Annotated in this window: 14 protein-coding genes; 2 read left to right on the forward strand and 12 right to left on the reverse strand. The window is 63.4% G+C overall.

Annotated features, from left to right (window positions below; genetic code table 11):
• Positions 1–20: 20 nt before the first annotated feature.
• The 11 genes from BI343_RS18660 to BI343_RS18705 all read right to left on the reverse strand — a co-directional run bounded on the left by BI343_RS18660 (position 21) and on the right by BI343_RS18705 (position 11,621).
• Positions 21–839, reverse strand: a complete 819-nt coding sequence (locus tag BI343_RS18660) for an HDOD domain-containing protein (RefSeq protein WP_169829047.1) — start codon at positions 837–839, stop codon at positions 21–23.
• Positions 840–1,143: 304 nt separating this feature from the next.
• Positions 1,144–3,105, reverse strand: coding sequence for an acetoacetate--CoA ligase (locus BI343_RS18665; RefSeq protein WP_043628846.1), 1,962 nt, complete (start codon positions 3,103–3,105; stop codon positions 1,144–1,146).
• A 62-nt stretch (positions 3,106–3,167) separates the two neighbouring features.
• Positions 3,168–4,061 (reverse strand): hydroxymethylglutaryl-CoA lyase, encoded by an 894-nt coding sequence (locus tag BI343_RS18670; RefSeq protein WP_071110870.1) that lies wholly within the window; start codon positions 4,059–4,061, stop codon positions 3,168–3,170.
• Between the two features lie 50 nt (positions 4,062–4,111).
• A complete protein-coding gene (locus BI343_RS18675) occupies positions 4,112–4,600 on the reverse strand; it encodes a tetratricopeptide repeat protein (RefSeq protein ID WP_071110871.1) in 489 nt (162 codons plus the stop codon).
• A gap of 31 nt (positions 4,601–4,631) precedes the next feature.
• On the reverse strand, positions 4,632–6,587 hold the full coding sequence (locus BI343_RS18680) for an acetyl/propionyl/methylcrotonyl-CoA carboxylase subunit alpha (protein WP_071110872.1): 1,956 nt from the start codon (positions 6,585–6,587) through the stop codon (positions 4,632–4,634).
• On the reverse strand, positions 6,577–6,717 hold the full coding sequence (locus BI343_RS19890; RefSeq protein WP_158248732.1) for a hypothetical protein: 141 nt from the start codon (positions 6,715–6,717) through the stop codon (positions 6,577–6,579). The genes BI343_RS18680 and BI343_RS19890 overlap by 11 nt, the downstream gene beginning before the upstream one ends.
• 111 nt (positions 6,718–6,828) lie before the next feature.
• On the reverse strand, positions 6,829–7,614 hold the full coding sequence (locus BI343_RS18685) for an enoyl-CoA hydratase/isomerase family protein (protein ID WP_071110873.1): 786 nt from the start codon (positions 7,612–7,614) through the stop codon (positions 6,829–6,831).
• A gap of 157 nt (positions 7,615–7,771) precedes the next feature.
• Positions 7,772–9,370, reverse strand: coding sequence for a carboxyl transferase domain-containing protein (locus BI343_RS18690; protein WP_071110874.1), 1,599 nt, complete (start codon positions 9,368–9,370; stop codon positions 7,772–7,774).
• Positions 9,371–9,384: 14 nt separating this feature from the next.
• A complete protein-coding gene (locus BI343_RS18695; RefSeq protein ID WP_071110935.1) occupies positions 9,385–9,729 on the reverse strand; it encodes a nuclear transport factor 2 family protein in 345 nt (114 codons plus the stop codon).
• Between the two features lie 130 nt (positions 9,730–9,859).
• Entirely contained in the window at positions 9,860–11,029 is a 1,170-nt protein-coding gene (locus tag BI343_RS18700) for an isovaleryl-CoA dehydrogenase (protein ID WP_071110875.1), read from the reverse strand.
• A 121-nt stretch (positions 11,030–11,150) separates the two neighbouring features.
• Complete coding sequence (locus tag BI343_RS18705) at positions 11,151–11,621, reverse strand: NUDIX hydrolase (RefSeq protein WP_169829048.1); 471 nt, start codon at positions 11,619–11,621, stop codon at positions 11,151–11,153.
• Between the two features lie 104 nt (positions 11,622–11,725).
• On the opposite strand from BI343_RS18705, the gene BI343_RS18710 reads away from it, so the two are divergent.
• Entirely contained in the window at positions 11,726–12,175 is a 450-nt protein-coding gene (locus BI343_RS18710) for a YaiI/YqxD family protein (protein ID WP_071110877.1), read from the forward strand.
• A 16-nt stretch (positions 12,176–12,191) separates the two neighbouring features.
• Here BI343_RS18710 and BI343_RS18715 read toward each other — a convergent pair whose 3' ends face one another.
• Positions 12,192–12,650, reverse strand: a complete 459-nt coding sequence (locus tag BI343_RS18715) for a hypothetical protein (RefSeq protein WP_071110878.1) — start codon at positions 12,648–12,650, stop codon at positions 12,192–12,194.
• 137 nt (positions 12,651–12,787) lie between these two features.
• Between BI343_RS18715 and BI343_RS18720 the strand changes: the two genes are divergently transcribed.
• Positions 12,788–13,753 carry an IS5 family transposase gene (locus tag BI343_RS18720; protein WP_083340712.1) on the forward strand — a complete coding sequence of 322 codons (966 nt, stop codon included), beginning with the start codon at positions 12,788–12,790 and terminating at the stop codon, positions 13,751–13,753.
• Positions 13,754–13,776: the final 23 nt, after the last annotated feature.

The raw sequence follows: 13,776 nt of genomic DNA on the forward strand, positions 1-13,776 counted from the left end.
TGGCGAGCCTGTCCGTCAGCTCATTTCTCTGGCAGACAGGCAAGAAGATGGGCTTGCTGAGCCTCGGAAAGCGGCAGGACGGAGATCAGTTTCTCTTTGGCGACGCCTGGGAGGTATTGGGCGATGTTGCCGATGTCGGAAGGCAGGGCGGGATTGTCGCGGTTTTGCATCAGATGCCGCGCGCAATCGATGGCGATTTGCGCGATATGCGTGCGCGGCTTGTCTACTCCCCGGATAAGCTGGCTGATCATTTGCGGCAGTTGCCAGGCATCCGCCAGTTGCAAGGTCAGTTGCCGGAATGTGAATCCCGCGGTATTCAACTGGGCAAGGCCTGTTCTGTTGGCGCGTCCTGCTTCGAATTCGGCGATCGCCTCTATCGGCAATTCCGGCGCGAAATGCCACAGCAGCAATTCGCCTGTTTCGGAAAGCAGCGTGGCCAGGGAAATTTCTTCGGGAGAGGTGTCTGCGCGGAAATTCGACCACGCCCGGGCGATGCCGGAAGCCAGGACGGCGGTTGAAACCGCGTTTCTCCAGCCAGGGTGATCCACTTCCACCACCGGGCTATGGGCGATCAGAGTATACAATTCATCGCTGCCCAGCTGGAGGATGGTGGCCAGCGGGGTAGTGGTTTCTTTGCCTAGCCGCCTGGATCGATGCCGTTCGGCCTCTATCAGTAATTTGAGGGCCAGATACGGATCGTCTTGCACCTTTTCGGCGAGGTCTTTGGGCGCGAATTCCGGCGCGTCCTGGCCTTGGGATTTCAGCGACTGGAACAAATCGCGGGTCGCGGAGAGCACAGGGATATCCCTGTCTTTCAGATAAACCGCCCAATGTTCCATATCCCAGCTGCGCTGATGCCGACTCAACATGTCTCTCTGCCCCGAAAACCCCTGTTTTCCGTTTTCTTATGTTGTTGATGAATATCGCCTGACTATGCCCGCCTGTTGCGGCTTGGAAAATATCTCACCCATGAGTTCATGATAATTCAGTTCGCCGCAAGCAGGGGATAAACCGCTGTTCATGGCGCCGGCGCGGTTGCGCCAAAATATTTTATGGTTGCGGATTCCAAGCCGTTTCATTCAATGCGCGCGCAAAAAAAACGAGAACCGCGGTTCTCGTTTGCTCATGCCCGATGGGAACGATTTATTCGCCCAGCTCTTTAAGATTTTCGAAGAGCTTCAAGGCCTCTGGATTGGCAAGCGCGCTGACGTTGCTGACCGGGCGTCCGTGGATGATGTTCTTGACCGCCAGTTCCACGATCTTGCCGCTGACGGTCTTGGGGATGTCGGCCACGGCGATGATGCGGGCGGGGACATGGCGGGGACTGGCGCCGTTTTTGATTTGCGTCTTGACGCGGCTGATCAGGTCTTCGTCCAAGGCTACGCCTTCCCGCAGTTTGACAAACAACACCACGCGTTCATCGTCCTGCCATAACTGGCCCACTGCCAGGCTTTCCAGGATTTCCGGAAAGGCTTCCACCTGGCGGTAGATCTCGGCGGTGCCGATGCGCACGCCGCCGGGATTCAGCACCGCGTCGGAGCGGCCGTAGATGATCACGCCGCCATGGGCGGTGATTTCGGCGTAGTCGCCGTGGCACCAGATGCCGGGGAAGCGGCCGAAGTAGGCTTGATGGTATTTTTCGCCGCTCGGATCGTTCCAGAAGCCTATCGGCATGGACGGGAAGGGCTTGGTGCAGACCAGCTCGCCTTTTTCCTGCCAGATCGGCCGACCCAATTCATCGAAGATGTCCACCGCCATGCCCAGGCCGCGGCATTGCAGCTCGCCGCGGTAAACCGGCAGCGTGGGGGCGCCCAGGGCGAAGCAGGAGACAATGTCGGTGCCGCCGGAGATGGAAGCCAGGTTCAGGTCCGGCTTGATGTTGGCGTAGACCCAGTCGTAGCTTTCCGCCACCAGCGGCGAGCCGGTGGAGAACAGCGAGCGCAGCCGCGGCAGCTGCCAGTCGCGCGCCGGCACGATGCTGGTTTTGCGCAAGCTGTCTATGTATTTGGCCGAAGTGCCGAAATGGGTGAAGCCGTGCTCGGCGGCGTAGTCCCACTGCACGCGGCCCTCGTCGGCAAACGGCGAGCCGTCGTACAGCATCAGCGCCGCGCCGGAGGCCAAGCCGCTCATCAGCCAGTTCCACATCATCCAGCCGCAGGTGGTGAAGTAGAAGAAGTGGTCGCCGGCGTGGATGTCGGCATGCAGCTGGTGTTCTTTCATGTGCTGCAGCAGGGTGCCGCCCGCGCCGTGCACGATGCATTTGGGCTTGCCGGTGGTGCCGCTAGAGTACAGGATGAACAGCGGGTGGTTGAACGGCAGCCGTTCGTATTCCACCGGGCGGGCGTCGTACGCCGCCAGGAAATGCGCCAGCGTCTGCGCCTTGGGCACCGCGGCGGCGAAGTTTTCGCCATCGCCGATATACGGCACCACCACCACGCGGCCGACGCTGGGGAGCTGTTCGGCCAGCTGGATCATTTTGCCGCGGATGTCCACCGCCTTGCCGTTGTACCAGTAGCCGTCCGGGCAGAATAGCAGCTTGGGTTCGGTTTGGCCGAAGCGGTCCAGCGCGCCGTCCAGGCCGAAGTCCGGCGAGCCGCTGGTCCACACCGCGCCCAGGCTGCTGGCTGCCAGCATGGCGGCCAGGGTTTCCGGCATGTTCGGCATGAAGCCGGCGACACGGTCGCCGGGCTGGATGCCGCCCGCGCGCATGGCCTGCTGCAGGCGCGAGACCAGTTGGTTCAGCTCGCGCCAGGTGAGCTTGGTTTCGATTTTATCCTCGCCGCGGAATACCACGGCCAGCGTGTCGTCGTTGCGGCGCAGCAGGTTTTCCGCGTAATTGAGCCGCGCCTCCGGGAAGAAGCGGGCGGCGCGGATATCCTCGCCGTGGACCAAGGCCGCGCTCCCCTTGTCGCCGATCACGCCGCAGTAGTCCCAGACCAGAGACCAGAAACGGCCGGGATCGTCCACGCTGGCGCGCCACAGGCTGTGGTAGTCGGGCAGGGGGCGGCCCCAGGCGGTTTCGGCCAGGCGGGTGAAGGCGGTGAGGTGGCAGCCCGCCAGCCGTTCGGCCGACGGGGTCCAGATCGGGGTGTTGCTTGCTTGCATGGTTTCTCCTGTGGCGCGGCCCGTCATTATTGATTTTGAGGTGGGCGGGCGTGCCGGTTTGTTCAGCCCTGGCGGCCGAGCGCGTGCGCCAGCTTGGAGGCGGGGGCTTTGCCCAGCGCGTCGGCGATATACCAGGCGGCGTTCACCAGTTTAGTCAGATCGATGCCAGTGTGGTAGCCCTCGCCATGGAGCAGGTACGCCACGTCTTCCGTCGCCACGTTGCCGGAAGCGCCTTTGGCGTAGGGACAGCCGCCCAGGCCGGCGACGGAGGCGTCGAATACCCGCAGGCCGGCGTCCAGCGAGGCGCGGATATTGGCGACGGCCATGCCGTAGGTGTCGTGGTAGTGGCCGGCCAGGCGTTCCGCCGGCAGCGCGCGTAGTACGGCGTCCAGCATCTCGCGCACCGAGGCCGGCGTGCCCACGCCTATGGTATCGCCCAGCGAAATCTCATAGCAGCCCAGATCGGACAGGGCTTTGGCCACGTCCGCCACTTTTTGCGGAGCGATCTTGCCTTCATACGGGCAGCCCGCCACGCAGGAAACATAGCCGCGCACCTTGATGCCGGCATCCAGCGCTCGCCGCGTCACGTTTTCAAAGCGCTGCAGGCTTTCTGCGATGCTGGCATTGATGTTTTTCTGGCTGAAGCTCTCGCTGGCGGCGCCGAATACGGCGATTTCCCTGACGCCGGCTTCCAGCGCCGCGTCCAGGCCCTTGTCGTTGGGCACCAGCACCGGGTAGGCGATGGGGCCGGCCAGGTCCAATCCAGCCAGCACATCGGCGCTGCCGGCCATCTGCGGCACCCACTTGGGCGAAACGAAGGCGCCGGCCTCTATCGCGCTTAGCCCGCTGCCTGCCAGGCGGCGGATCAGTTCCAGCTTGACGGCTGTGTCCACCGCTTGCTTTTCGTTCTGCAGCCCATCGCGCGGGCCGACCTCCACGATCTTTACGTGTTCCATGCTTCAGCCTTGCATACGGATGCCGCCGCGCGAGGGCGGCGGCGGGTTGGCTAGGGGATCCAGGTTTTGTCCAGGTCCTGCGCGTAGAAGCGGATGGCTTGCTCATAGCGGCGGATGTCTTCGTCGCCGCTGGTCTGAGCGAGCAGTTTCAGCAAGGACGCCACCGCTGGTTTGCTTTTGCCAAGGTTGTATTGGACCATCGCCAGGAAGGTTTGCAGCGCCTTGTCTTCGGGAAAGTGATGCAGTCCTTCCAGCAAGGCCTGCTCGGCCTCGCGGTACTGGCCCAGCGCGCGGTGGCTGCTGCCCAGTCCCAGCCAGGCGCTGGCGGCGTCGTGGCCGCTGAGGCCCAATTCCAGCGCCTGCAGATAATGCGGTATGGCGGCGGCTTCTTCGCCGCGCCCATCGTGCAGGCTGGCGGCCAGGTAATGCAGATCGGCATGCTGCGGTTGCTGGCGCAGCAGCTCCTGAGCCTGTTGCAGCGCTTGCTCCGGTTGGCCGTTGTGCTGCAGTTTGCGGATGTTTTCCAAGGCGATGTGCATAGCGCGTCCTTTTGCTGTTTTTATGACTTGGTCATTCTGCGGCAAAGTCGACCAGTTCGTCACCATCGTTGACTTGTTCCCCCGCGGCGAAATAAAAGTCCTGAACGATGCCGTCGCCGGGGGCGGTGATGGTGTGTTCCATCTTCATCGCTTCCAGTATCAACAGCGGCGAACCCTTGGCCACCTTCTTGCCGATCTCGGCCAACAGCGCCACCACCCGGCCCGGCATCGGCGCTTTAAGGTGGGTTTCGCCGTGCACGCCGGTTTCGGTGTAGGCATAGGGATCGACCAGCTCGACGGTCAGACGTTCGCCGCCGTCGAACAAGGCCCGCTGCGCGCCGTGGCGCACCACGGTGGCCTTGATGCTGATGCCGTCCAACACGGCTTCCAGCTGCGTGTCCCTCAGGCTGGCGCGGGCGGGGAGCGAGGCGCCGCCCGCATGGACAATGAAGCCGTCGCCATGGTGCTGCAAGGACGCCTCGTAGTTTTGATCATTCAATAGGAAAGCGAGGCGGCGGGTCAGCGCGCCGTTCAACCGCCAGCCGGCGGGGGCAGGGTAGTCATGCTTGTGGTACAAGGCTTCGGCCAGCGCCAGCAAGGCCAGCTGTCTGGCGGAAGGCGCGGCGGGCGGCGGCAGCAGCGCGTCGTGGTGGCGCGCAATTAGGCCGGTGTCGACCTGGCCGCTGGCGAAGCTGGGGTGGTTCACGATGCGGCGCAGGAAGGACACATTGCTGGACAGGCCGACGATCCGGTACTGCGCCAGCGCGGCGTCCATCTGCCGCAGCGCCGCTTCGCGGGTTTCGCCCCAGACGATCAGCTTGGCGATCATCGGGTCATAGAACGGCGAGATGGCGTCGCCCGGCTCCACGCCGGTGTCGATGCGCACATGGGCAGACTCTACGGGCGTGGCCAGGTGGACCAGGGTGCCGGTGGACGGCAGGAAGCCTTTGTCGGGGTCTTCGGCGTAGATGCGCGCCTCGATGGCGTGGCCGCGGATCGCTAGCTGTTCCTGAGCCAGCGGCAGCGCGCTGCCCGCGGCCACCGCCAGCTGCCAGGCCACCAGGTCCTGGCCGGTGATCATTTCCGTCACCGGGTGCTCCACCTGCAGCCGGGTGTTCATTTCCATGAAGTAGAACTTGCCGGAGTCGACGTCCATGATGAACTCGACGGTGCCGGCGCCGACATAGCCGACCGCGCGCGCGGCGGCCACCGCGGCTTGGCCCATCGCTTCGCGGGTGGCCTGCGGCAGGTGCGGTGCCGGCGCTTCTTCCAGCACTTTTTGATGGCGGCGCTGCACCGAGCAATCGCGTTCGAACAGGTAGACGCAGCTGCCATGCTGGTCGGCGAACACCTGAATTTCAACGTGGCGTGGCTTGGTCAGATATTTCTCCACCAGCACCTTGTCGTCGCCGAAGCTCGCGCGCGCCTCGCGCTGGCAGGAGGCGAGGGCGGCGGAAAAGTCGGCCGCCTGCCCGACGATGCGCATGCCCTTGCCGCCGCCGCCGGCGCTGGCCTTGATCAGCACCGGGTAGCCGATGGCGTCGGCCTGCTGCTGCAGCAGCGCCGGGTCTTGCTCGTCGCCGTGGTAGCCGGGCACCAGCGGCACGCCGGCTTTTTCCATCAGCGCCTTGGCGGCGGACTTGCTGCCCATGGCGGCGATGGCGGAAGCCGGCGGGCCGATGAAGGCGATGCCGGCGGCTTCGCAGGCTGCGGCGAAGTCTTCGTTCTCGGACAAAAAGCCGTAGCCGGGATGCACCGCCTGGGCGCCGCTCTGTTTGGCGATGGCCAGGATCAGGTCGGCGCGCAGATAGGATTCGGCGGCCGGCGCCGGGCCGAGGCGATAGGCCTCGTCGGCCAGCTTGACGAAGCGGGCGCTGGCGTCGGCGTCCGAATAAACCGCGACGGTGGCGATGCCCAGGGCCTTGGCGGTCTTGATGACGCGACAGGCGATTTCGCCGCGGTTGGCGATCAGTATCTTATTGAACATGGCGGTCTCCTGCGGCGAAACCGCCCCGGCGCTGGCGCGCCGGCAGACGATTTTGCTTCGCAGCTGCGCAGCCTTGCGGCTGCTGGTCGCCGCGGTTGGCGACCAGGATTTTATTGAACATGATTTTCAACCTGGTTTTTGCCACGAAAACCACGAAACGACACGGACGATCTGCAGCTGCCTGTGGGACGGGTCGGTGTGCCATTTTTTGTGTTCTTTCGTGGATTTCGTGGCTAAAAGTTCATAGCCAGTTAGGTGGGCGTTTCTCGAAGAACGACGCCAGCCCCTCGCGGGCTTCGTCGCCGGCACGGATGGCGGCGATTCGGCCGGCTGTGCGTTCCAGCAGCTGGTCGTCCCACGGCGAGCCTTCGCGCAGCTCGGCCAGCAGCAGTTTGGCTTCGCGCAGCGCGCCGGGCGCGCCCTTGGCCAGTTCTTCGGCGATTTCGGCCACGCGCGCGTCCAGCAGTTCGTCGCTGACCAGCTCGTGGATCAGGCCCAGCTTCAGCGCGGTGCCGGCGGTGATGCGCTCGGCCGACAGGAAGTAGCGGCGCGCCTGGCGCGGGCCGATGGCGTCGGCGACATAGGGGCCGATGGTGGCCGGTATCAGGCCCAGCCGCACTTCGGTCAGCGCGAACTTGGCGGCATCGGTGGCGATGGCGATGTCGCACACCGCCGCCAGCCCGGTGCCCCCGGCCATGGCCGCGCCATGGATGCGGGCGATCACCGGCTTGGCGCTGCGGTAGACGCCCTTCAGCATCGCCGCCAGTTTTTGCGCGTCGGCCAGGTTTTCCGCCTCGCTGTAGCCGGCGGCGCGACGCATCCAGTCCAGGTCGGCGCCGGCGCAGAAGCTCTTGCCGCGGCCGGCCAGCACGATGACGCGAACGGCCTCGTTGCGGTTCAGCTGGCGCATCGCCTCGGTCAGCTCGGCGATCAGCACCTCGTTCAGCGCGTTGTGCAGCTCCGGACGGTTCAGCCAGACGGTGGCCACCTTGCCGGTTTGTTCGATTTGCAGCGTGGTGTAGCTCATATGAAAGCCCTTTTTGCCACGGAAGCACACGGAAAGGCACGGAATTTTTTAAATCCAAGAAGGTCAAGAGCGCCCATTTTCTTTTTCTCCCGTAGGTGTCTAGTTGAACCCGATTCAGTTTTCCGTGCTTTCTGTGTGGTTCCGTGGCTGATAAAAACTACATCCGGAACACGCCGAAGCGCGTGGCTTCAACCGGGGCGGACAGCGCGGCGTCCAGCGCCAGCGCCAGCACGTCGCGGGTCTGGGCCGGGTCGATCACGCCGTCGTCCCACAGCCGCGCGCTGGCGTAGTAGGGGTGGCCCTGTTCCTCGTATTGCTGGCGTACCGGGGCTTTCAAGGCTTCTTCCTGCTCTGGCGTGAAGGCGTCGCCCAGTTGTTCCTTCTTCACCTGGGCCAGCACGCCGGCAGCTTGTTCGCCTCCCATCACCGAGATGCGGCTGTTCGGCCACATCCACAGGAAGCGGGGCGAGTAGGCGCGGCCGCACATGCCGTAGTTCCCGGCGCCGAAGCTGCCTCCTATCAGCACGGTGAACTTGGGCACCTTGGCGCAGGCCACCGCCGTCACCAGCTTGGCGCCGTCCTTGGCGATGCCGCCGTTCTCGTATTTCTTGCCCACCATGAAGCCGGTGATGTTCTGCAGGAAGATCAGCGGGATGCCGCGCTGGCAGCACAGCTCGACGAAGTGCGCGCCCTTGAGCGCCGATTCGCTGAACAGGATGCCGTTGTTGGCCAGGATACCGACGCGGTACCCATTCAAGCGGGCGAAGCCCGTCACCAAAGTCGTTCCGTAGTTTTGCTTGAATTCGTCGAAGTCCGAATCGTCCACCAGCCGGGCGATGATCTCGCGCACGTCGAACGGTTTTTTCGGATCGGCCGGGATCACGCCGTAGATTTCTTCCGCGGCATAGCGCGGCGGCTTGGGCTCGGCGCGGTCCAGCTCGCCCTGTTTCTTCCAGTTCAGGTCCGCCACGATGCGGCGGGCGATGGCCAGCGCGTGGGCGTCCGTTTGGGCCAGGTGGTCGGCCACGCCGGAGATTTTTGTGTGCACATCGCCGCCGCCCAATTCCTCGGCGCTGACCACCTCGCCGGTGGCGGCGCGCACCAGCGGCGGGCCGCCCAGGAAGATGGTGCCCTGTTCCTTGACGATGACGGTTTCGTCGCTCATCGCCGGCACGTAGGCGCCGCCGGCGGTGCAGCTGCCCATCACCACCGCGATCTGCGGAATCCCGGCGGCGGACAGATTGGCCTGGTTGTAGAAAATGCGGCCGAAGTGCTCCTTGTCCGGGAACACCTCGTCCTGCAGCGGCAGGAAGGCGCCGCCGGAGTCCACCAGGTAGACGCAGGGCAAGCGGTTGTCGCGGGCGATCTCCTGCGCGCGCAAATGCTTTTTCACCGTCATCGGATAGTAGGTGCCGCCCTTGACCGTGGCGTCGTTGGCGATGATCAGGCAGTCGATGCCCGAAATGCGGCCGATGCCGGCGATCATGCCGGCGCCGGGCGCGTCGCCGCCGTACATGCCGTAGGCGGCCAGCTGGGACAGCTCGAGGAACGGCGCGCCAGAGTCGAGCAGCAGGTCGATGCGCTCGCGCGGCAACAGCTTGCCGCGCGCGGTGTGTTTGGCGCGGGCTTTCTCGCCGCCGCCCAATGCCGCCTGGGCGACCTTGTCTTTCAGATCATCCACCAGCGCGCGCATCTTGTCGGCGTTGGCGACGAAGTCCGCGGCGCGCGGCGACAGTTTGGATTCGAGAATGGGCATATTGTTTTACCTTGTCAGTCAGCGTCGACGAACCAGACGGCGGCGATCAATCCGTCGGCGTTGACGTCGTAAATGGCGACGGCGCGCAGGCGTTTTTCGCCGTCCAGCGTCACGTCTTCGTGATCGATGACGCGGCTGCCCTGCACGATGCGGTGCAGCAGCGCGGCGTGCAGCTTGGGCAGATGGAAACGCTTGCTGGCGTAGTGGTCGGCCAGCGCGGCGCGGCCGTCCAGGCTCAGCGCCATGGACGGCAAGCGGTAGACCTTGACGTCCTCGGCGTAGCAGGCGGCGAAGGCGTCCAGGTCGCGGGCGTTGTAGGCGTCAAGCTGGGCCTGGACGATGCGTTCGGCGGCGGTCATGTGCATAGCGGCTATGTGGAACTAGAGTGTTTTGCCACGGAAACACACGGAAATCGCGGCCCCATATTGGTAGCAGACTGCTTTTGCCTTGTTTCTTCCGTGCCTTCCGTGTGCTTCCGTGGCTAATGTTTTATCGAGTTTCGGACATTAACTCACGGCCTATTAGCCAGCGGCGGATCTCGCTGGTGCCGGCGCCGATCTCGTACAGTTTGGCGTCGCGCAGCAGGCGGCCGGTGGCGTATTCGTTAATGTAGCCGTTGCCGCCCAGGCACTGGATGGCGTCCAGCGCCAGCTGGGTGGCGTTCTCGGCGGCGTAGAGGATGGAGCCGGCGGCGTCCTTGCGCGTCTGGCGGCCAGTCTCGCCGCGGTCCAGCGCCTGGCCGACGGCGTAGACGTAGGCGCGGCTGGCGGACAGCTTGACGTACATATCGGCCAGCTTGCCCTGCATCAGCTGGAAGTCGCCTATCGGCTGGCCGAATTGGCTGCGCTCGTTCAGATACGGCACGACGATGTCCAGGCTGGCCTGCATAATGCCCAAGGGGCCGGCGGCCAGCACCGAGCGCTCGTAGTCCAGGCCGCTCATCAGCACTTTCACGCCATTGCCTTCGCCGCCCAGCACGTTTTCGTCCGGCACGAAACAGTTGTCGAAGAAGATGGGGTAGGTGTTGGAGCCGCGCATGCCCAGCTTGTCCAGCTTGCTGCCGTGGCTGAAGCCGGCAAAGCTTTTCTCGACGATGAAGGCGGTGATGCCCTTGGGGCCGGCGTTGACGTCGGTCTTGGCGTAGACCACCAGGGTGTCGGCGTCGCCGCCGTTGGTGATCCACATCTTGCTGCCGTTCAGCAGGTAGCCGCCATCGGTCTTGTCGGCCTTCAGCTTCATGCTGACCACGTCGGAGCCGGCGTTGGGCTCGGACATCGCCAGCGCGCCGACATGCTCACCGGAAATCAGCTTGGGCAGATATTTGGCGCGCTGCTCGTCATTGCCGTTCTTGTAGATCTGGTTGACGCACAGATTGGAGTGCGCGCCGTAGGACAGGCCCACCGAGGCGCTGGCGCGGCTGATTTCTTCCATGGCGATCATGTGGGCGAGGTAGCCCATGTCCACGCCGCCGTACTGCTCGCTGACGGTGATGCCGAGCAAGCCCAGCTCGCCGAACTTGCGCCACAGGTCGGCAGGAAACAGATTGTCCTGGTCGATGGCGGCGGCGCGCGGGGCGATTTCGCGTTCGGCGAAGTCGCGCACCGATTCGCGCAGGAGGTCGTAAGTCTCGCCGAAGGCGAAGCGCAGGCTGCTGTACATGGGGTTCTCCTCGTTTAAGCGTGCGGCGCGGCTGGCGGCGCCTGATGATCGTATCATTACTTACGTTTACGTAAACGTCAATATGTCGACATGATGGCCGCCGCAAAGGGCGGCCGGGCGCTTAGCCGCGGTTGACTACGTGGCGCAGGTTGCGCTTATCGTTCAGCAGCAGGTCTTTCACTTCCACAGGCAGCACGCGTAAGTCAGCTAACTGCCCGCGGTCGAACCAGACAAATTCCAGCGGCGCGCCGGCATCGTGGACGACGAAGGGAGACGCGCGCAGCGGCAGTGTCGAGTTTGCCGCGAGGCGGGTCTCGAAATACAGGCCGATTTCATGATTAGGCTTGCCGCAGTAGTTGAAGAAGTTCTCGGCCAACAGCAGCAGCGGGCCGCATGCCACCTGTTCGTCCAGCTCTTCGCGCATTTCCCGCTCCACCGTGGCGGCGGCATGCTCGCCTGGCTCCACGCGTCCGCCGGGCAAGGTCCAGAAGTCGTCGCTGAGCGCGCGGTGCAAGAGCACCTTCCCTTCATGCTCGATGATGGCGGCGGCGCGCAGATTGAAACGGGTGCCAGCAATGTCGACGCTGATCACTTGATATCTCCTTGGCATTTTTGGCGGGCGCGCAGCATAGCGCTTTCTCCCGTCATGGACAAGGGCGGGTATCATGGCGGCCTATGGATAGAGAAAGAAACGCGATGACGATCTGGGTAGACGCCGACGCCTGTCCCAAGGTGATACGGGAAGTGCTGTGCCGCGCGGCGCAGCGCACCGGCGTGGAGCTGGTGTTGGTCGCCAACCAGCTGCTGACGGTGCCGAAGGCGCCGAATATCCGCGCGCTGCAGGTGCCCAAGGGCTTCGACGTGGCCGACAACGAGATCGCCCGCCGCATCGAGCCGACCGACCTGCTGATCACCGGCGACATTCCGCTGGCGGCCGAAGTGTTAAGCAAGGGCGCGCAGGCGCTGAACTGGCGAGGCGACGCCTTCTCCAAGGAGACCATCGCCGCCCAACTGACGATGCGCGATTTCATGGACAATCTGCGCGCCAGCGGCGTGCAGACCGAGGGGCCGCCGCCCTTGAGCCAGGCGGATCGGCAGGCCTTTGCCCGCCAGTTGGATATCTGGTTGGCCAAACGCGCAATTTAAGAAAAACCTGCTTTTCTCACATGATCAAAAGCGGCGCTTGAAGACATGGCTCATTTGGCTGGAGCAGACCATTGTGATCGTCCGGCCAGCCCGGAGGGTAGGCTGGATAGGTGAGCCAAAAGCATAGCGAGTCGCAATCGGGAGCGGGGCTCCAAAGATAGATGCCGCTTTCTCTGAAATAGCAGAGCGGGCTTTCTGCTATGCGGCCGATAATTTCCAGTTGCTGATAAAAATATGGCGCCGACAGTATTTCAAGCGGCGAAATCTGTTCTTCATACGCGTAATGGCGGATGCGGCCTTCAATCGAATCGAACGCGGTGAATTGCAGCTCGGGATCGTGCGATGGCGTGCTTTGGGCCAGCGCTAGCAGCCGTTGCCATTCCGAAGGCGCAAGTTGATTGCTGATGTGTTGTGAGACGCCTTGGATAAAGTCTTCAAAGAAACATTGCAGCTTGGGAAGGTGCATGCTGGTCATGTCTGCCTCGATGCAGTGATGAAAGAGGGCGATACGACCATTATAGTTTTCTCCCCAATGCCAGCTAGGGAAGGTCTGAACAAGTCTCCAATCTTCCCGTAAACTGACTCCCCCTCAGTCAGATCCAGGACGCCAGCATGCGACAGCAGATGACCTTCACCGATCTCGAACTCGCCGCTAAGAAGAAGCGCACCCGCCGCGAAATCTTTCTGACAGAGATGGATCAGGTCATGCCTTGGGCGCAGCTCGAAGCCGTCATCGATCCAGTGTATCCCAAGCCTGGCAACGGTCGCCGCCCCTACCCGTTGTCCGCCATGCTGCGCGTCTACTGCCTGCAGCACTGGTACAGCCTGTCCGATCCCGCCATGGAAGAAAGCCTGTACGAGATCGCCTCCATGCGCCAGTTCGCCGGCCTCTCCCTGGACGCCGTCCCGGACGAAACCACCCTGCTGAACTTCCGCCATCTGCTGGAAAAGCACCAGCTGACCCACGCTCTGTTTACCGCCATCCACCAGCATCTCTGCGACAAAGGGCTGATGTTGAAGCAAGGCACCATCGTCGATGCCACCCTGATCCACGCGCCCAGCTCCACCAAAAACGCTCAGGGCGAGCGCGATCCGGACATGCATCAAACCAAGAAGGGCAATCAGTGGTACTTCGGCATGAAGGCCCATATCGGCGTCGACGCCCAGTCCGGCTTGGTGCATCACGTGGCCGGCACCCCCGCCAATGTGGCGGATGTCACGATGGTCGATCAGTTGTTGCACGGCGAGGAAATCGATGTGTTTGGCGACGCCGGCTTTGCTGGCGTGCACAAGCGAGCCGAACACCAATCGCGAGCGGTGCGTTGGTGGATTGCGATGAGGCCCGGCCAGCGCAAAGCGCTGACCGATTCAGCCGACGACCGGCAGATCCAGCTGGGCGAAATGGTCAAAGCCAAGATTCGGGCCAAAGTGGAGCATCCGTTTCGGGTCATCAAGCAGCAGTTTGGCTACCTGAAAACACGCTACCGCGGTTTGAAGAAGAACACCGCGCAACTGATGACGCTGTTTGGGCTGGCCAACATCTGGCTGGCGCGAAAGGCCTTGCTGGCGGCGAGTTAAAAGGCCGGATGACCGGAAGCACC

The organism is Chromobacterium amazonense, from assembly GCF_001855565.1.
Lineage (GTDB): Bacteria > Pseudomonadota > Gammaproteobacteria > Burkholderiales > Chromobacteriaceae > Chromobacterium > Chromobacterium amazonense.